A 4954-nucleotide genomic window follows, 5' to 3' on the forward strand; every position below is an offset into this window, starting at 1 on the left:
CGAACCCGTCCATCTCGACGAGCAGCTGATTGAGCGTCTGCTCGCGCTCGTCATTGCCGCCGCCAAGTCCGGCGCCGCGATGGCGCCCGACCGCATCGATTTCGTCGACGAAGATGATGCAGGGCGCGTTCTTCTTCGCCTGTTCGAACATGTCGCGCACACGGCTTGCGCCGACGCCGACGAACATTTCGACGAAGTCGGAGCCCGAGATCGAGAAGAACGGCACGCCCGCTTCGCCGGCGATGGCCCTCGCCAGCAAGGTCTTGCCGGTGCCGGGCGGTCCGACGAGCAGCACGCCGCGCGGAATGCGGCCGCCGAGGCGCTGGAACTTCTGCGGATCGCGCAGGAATTCGACGATTTCCTGCAAATCCTCCTTGGCCTCGTCGACGCCGGCGACGTCCTCGAACGTCACCCGCCCCTGCGTCTCGGTCAAAAGCTTCGCCTTCGACTTGCCAAAGCCCATCGCGCGGCCGCCTGCCCCGCCCTGCATCTGCCGCGCCATGTAGATCCAGACGGCGATAAACAGCAGCAGCGGCAATCCGTTGACGAGCAGCGTCGAGAGCCAGCCGGGACTGTCGCTCGCCGGCTTGGCGCTGATCTGCACCTTCTTCGACTCAAGCTTCTGCACGAGGCCCGGATCATTCGGCGCATAGGTGGTGAAGGTCCGGTTGTCGTTGAAATGGCCGGTGATTTCGTTGCCGGACATCGTCACGTCGTGGACGCGCCCTTCGTCGATCTGCACCAGCAGTTCGCTGAAGGTGATCTCACGCGCCGGCGTGCGGGTCTGCTGGTGTTGAAACAGCCCGAAGAGCAAAGCGCCGAGCGCGACGAAGACGACCCAAGGCAAATATTTCTTCCAATTCGCCTTCATTTTCACCTCCATGACGAGCGCCAGGCGGGCCCGGCGTCTTCGCCAAACTTCAGTACATCCGACCCCGGAAGCGAAGACGCCCCGATCAGAGCAGGATGGGATTAGAAGTAATCTAGGTCAGGATGGCGCAATCGCCAAACAAGCTCCATAATTCGCCAAAAGCGGAGGCGGATGCGAAAAATTGTCATTGCCGGCCTAAACGAATGCCTGGGCTCGGCTTTCTTAGGACTAACCGACCTTTTGGCGCTAGCGCGCCGCGCTATCGCCCGCACCCGCGCGCCCGGTCTGAGCGCTGAAGATCCTTTCTACGTCGTTGCTGCGAGCGCGAATGGCGAGCCGATCCGCGATCCTACGGGAGCGAGTTTTCCCGTCGCCGCCTCCTTCGAGGCGATCGCGACCTGCGACGCAATCATCGTGCCGAGCTTCTCTCCGGACGAGGATGGAAAGCCGCCAGACATGTCCCGCTTCGGCGCGGCGGCCGCCTGGCTGCGCCGCCACCATTCACGGGGCGCTGTGATCGCAGGCTGCGGTTCGGGCGTATTTCTTCTTGGCGAAGCAGGGCTCCTCGACGGCCGACGCTGCACGACGAGTTGGTGGCATCACGAGGAGTTGAAGCAGCGCTATGCGCGAATCGACGCCGCATGGGGCGCGCGGCTGATCGAGGATCGTCGAGTCGTCACCGCCGCCGGCCCTCTTTCTTGGATCGACGTCGCTCTGCACCTCATTCGCACGCTTTGCGGGGTCGACGCGGCGCGGGTCGCGGCGGATTTCACCGTTGGCGAGGCGGCGCTCGTGAAAGGCGCTCCGCGCAGCCCGACCGCTTACAACGCGACGACATTGAACGAAGGCGCGGACGCCTTTCTCACCGAGGCCGAGCGGATCATTCGGCAGTCCGATTCGTCGTTCAACGCTCAAGAGCTGGCGCGGGCGCTTTCGACGTCCGAGCGGACTCTGCACCGCAGGCTTAAACAGGCGTCCGGAGAATCGCCGAAGAGTTTTATCGATCGGATTCGGGTCGAGACCGCGCGGATGTTGCTTGAGACCAGCGCCAGGCCGGTGAAGGAGCTCGCGTCCAGCGCCGGCTTCGCCGACGAAGCGAGCTTTCGCCGCGCTTTTCGCCGCGTCGCCGGCATGGCGCCGAGCGCCTATCGGGTTTGGGCGCGCGCCAGAAGCCAGAACAAAGGTCAGCTTTTCGCATTGCGAAAGGAGACGGAAATCATTCCGAAAATGCTGACGACCATGTTCGACGCCTGCGTCAACGGCGTCACGCTCGCCGACCCCGACCTCGAAGACTTGCCCATCATCTACGCGAACCGGCCTTTTACACGAATCACCGGCTACGAACTCGATGAGATCATCGGCCGCAACTGCCGCTTTCTTCAAGCCGACGATCGAGACCAGGAGGGAAGACTGCGGTTGCGCGAAGCCATCGGCAATCGCGAGCAGGTCGAAGTCACGCTACGTAATTACCGCAAGGACGGGACGCTCTTTCACAACAGGCTCAACATAACGCCCCTGTTCGACCTTAACGGACGGCTCCTGTATTTCCTCGGCGTGCAGTATGACATCAGCGCCCAGGTCGAGGCTGAGCTGGAAATCGGCGACCTCAAAGGGAAGCTTATGTCGCTGAAGGATTAATCGTCATTGCGCCGCACACTCGCCTGAAGCCTGACTGACTAATAATTGATTAGAATTGGATTGCCGGCGGCGAACCGAACCAGTTTCGCGAACTGTCGAGCGGCGCGTCTACGGCATCGCAACAGCTTTTCCCACTTGGCTAATTGTTGAGTCGATGCGCTAAATTGTCGCGTCTGCTCCCGATGCGGTCATTCGTTTCCACAGGGCAGCGAGCCATAGGACAAAGCGCCATGAACGCCATCTCCGCAATTCTTTCTATCTTCGCCGCCGCCGCCGCAATCACCCTGGCGATCACTGCGATCGTCAACGCCTAATCCCAGATCTAAGAAGAAGCATCGCTCGCCGCTCGGCGGCGAGTTAGATGCCTAGCGCCCGCGACAGCGTGCGCTTTCAAGACTGTCGAGATTGACCGGCCGGCAAGCGCCCTCGCCTGCGAGACGCAAGAATTGCGCGTCCATCGCGCGGCCGACTTCATAAAGAGCGAGATAAATCTCCGCGCCGTCCAAGCTCGTCGGCGGCGCCAGCGCTTCGCCGGCGCAGCCGCGAAGAGACAATAATCTGTGCGCGCCGCCGTCGAAAACGCCGACCACATGCGTCAGCGCCGCATTCTTTGCGATCTCATTCAGCGCGACGCCGATTTCGCCGACCGCGCGATCGATGATCTGGCGCCGCCGCTGACAATCTTCGCTCACGTCCAGCGTCAGGCGACTCGCTTCCCAGATCAGCGGACTTTCGATTCGCAAACGCTGCGGCGAGCGCGCCGCGAAAGCGTCGTTCAGCATTGTCAAGCCGGTGGTCGGCAAAAGCCGCAGCGCGCCAACGACGCGCTCTGCGTTGGAGAGCGCAAGCACGTAAAGCGGATCGAGCGAATCAAAATAGTCGACGATCGCCAGCCGATTGACTGCGCCCGGCGGGCGATCGAAACGCGTCCGAGCGGCGCTCTGGCGCAGGTCGTACATTTCGTCGGTCAGTCGAGGGAAGAGCGCGCGCGATTCGCCGGGAAGCAGCGCGATCATCGCGCGCGCCAGCCGACCGGAGGCGCGAGCGATGATCGCGCTGCTTCTTCGATGGCGGCGTCGACAGTGGCGACGCCAAGCCAGGCGCGCGCCGTCTCCAACCAGAACCGCGCGGCGCTCGCGCTGGAGCCGAGGACGAGGCCAATCTCATCGTCGGTTTTTCTCGACGCCTTCAGGCACAGGCAGGCGAGTTCGCGATCGGTCAATCGATCGCTGCGAGTTTTATTGGACAGGGCGCCGCGTCGGACCATCGCGTGAAAGATCGCGCTTGTGACCATGAGCCGGCGAATCAGCGCATGGCGCGACATCGCCGACGCGCCGGCGTCTTGGACACAGACGCTGAACAGCGCATATTCGCCATCCCGGCCGCGCAAGGGAATCGAGACGCCGTTCGCGCCGACTTCGAGCTCGAGCGCTTCGCCGAGCAGCTTGCGAATGATCGGATCGTCGGGCTCCAGGACGCCCCAGCCCACCGGCGCTATTCCGCCCAAACCAGCGCGCAGAAGCGGTTCGAGGGCGACCCGGCCGGACTGGACATAGAGCTTGCGCCACGACGCGCCGCAAGCGGCGGACAGCAGGGGCCGGTCGGCGACGTCCGTCGGGAGATTGAAGGCGACATAGGCGACATCGGCGAGGCCCGTTTGGCGCAGGAATTCGTCGAGGAAATTGTTGAGAATGGGTCGCCTGTCGGCGCGCGCGAGCCGGTCGATAAGATCGAAAGCGTCTTCGCGATACATTTTCGCCCATCAGGCGGGAGCCAAGCAGTAATGTGATACTGCTTTGGTCCGAATCAGGCAATGCGCCGAGCCGGATCGAACGCGGGCAAAGTGCGGTGTAGCCGGTAAAAAAGGAGCCCGGCGGTTAGCCGGGCTCCTCCATACCGATCAACCGGGATCGCTCAGTATTTCGCATAAACCGGAGCAGGCGGCGCGAACCAGTTGAAGTGATAGTTGATGCCCACGCGGGCGATGACGCCGTTATAATTCACGCGGGTCGTGGGAACGTTGGCGATGAAGGGTCCGCCAAAGTTTCCGATACCCAGAGGAGATACAGCAATGACCGGGCTCGAGGAGAAGGTTGCGCTGCCGAGATCGTAGTAGATGGCCTCCGCCTTAACGCTCCAGTTCGGCATCACCATCCACTCGAAGCCGCCGCCGGCGCTCCAGCCCACTCGCGTATTCGAGTACCGGCCAGTCCCCGGAACCACCGGCGCCCCAGTCGTAAGAAGGTTAGTGTTAAAGATCGACAGGCCCAAGTTGCCGCCCGCCGAATGGTTCGCGTTCGCATACACGCCGCCATAGGCTTTGGCGCCGCGCGCGTCGAGATCGGCGATGATGGCGTTGTTGTCGAACGCCTTGTCGGCGATCAGCGCGCCGAAAGCGACGCCCTCAAGGAGCGGCGCAACGCCAACCGTATCGAAACGCTGTCC

General features: G+C 62.7%; 5 protein-coding genes. 1 reads left to right on the forward strand and 4 read right to left on the reverse strand.

Annotated elements, in window-relative coordinates:
- On the reverse strand, nt 1-871 hold an 871-nt coding region (locus AB7I51_RS17615; protein ID WP_428405579.1), incomplete at its 3' end, for an ATP-dependent metallopeptidase FtsH/Yme1/Tma family protein.
- Between the two features lie 171 nt (nt 872-1042).
- Between AB7I51_RS17615 and AB7I51_RS17620 the strand changes: the two genes are divergently transcribed.
- Nucleotides 1043-2509 (forward strand): helix-turn-helix domain-containing protein, encoded by a 1467-nt coding sequence (locus AB7I51_RS17620; RefSeq protein ID WP_428405580.1) that lies wholly within the window; start codon nt 1043-1045, stop codon nt 2507-2509.
- A gap of 365 nt (nt 2510-2874) precedes the next feature.
- Here the strand turns inward: AB7I51_RS17620 and AB7I51_RS17625 are convergent, their stop codons facing one another.
- From AB7I51_RS17625 to AB7I51_RS17635, 3 genes are all read right to left on the reverse strand, one after another.
- Complete coding sequence (locus tag AB7I51_RS17625) at nt 2875-3525, reverse strand: acyl-homoserine-lactone synthase (RefSeq protein ID WP_428405581.1); 651 nt, start codon at nt 3523-3525, stop codon at nt 2875-2877.
- The gene (locus AB7I51_RS17630; protein WP_428405582.1) at nt 3522-4262 is read right to left on the reverse strand and encodes an autoinducer binding domain-containing protein; all 741 of its coding nucleotides are present in this window, start codon (nt 4260-4262) and stop codon (nt 3522-3524) included. Before AB7I51_RS17630 ends, AB7I51_RS17625 begins: the two co-directional genes overlap by 4 nt.
- Before the next feature lie 161 nt (nt 4263-4423).
- A partial coding sequence (locus tag AB7I51_RS17635; RefSeq protein ID WP_428405583.1) for an outer membrane protein occupies nt 4424-4954 on the reverse strand: 531 nt, incomplete at its 5' end.

It is taken from the genome of Methylocystis sp., assembly GCF_050246715.1.
Taxonomy (GTDB): domain Bacteria; phylum Pseudomonadota; class Alphaproteobacteria; order Rhizobiales; family Beijerinckiaceae; genus Methylocystis.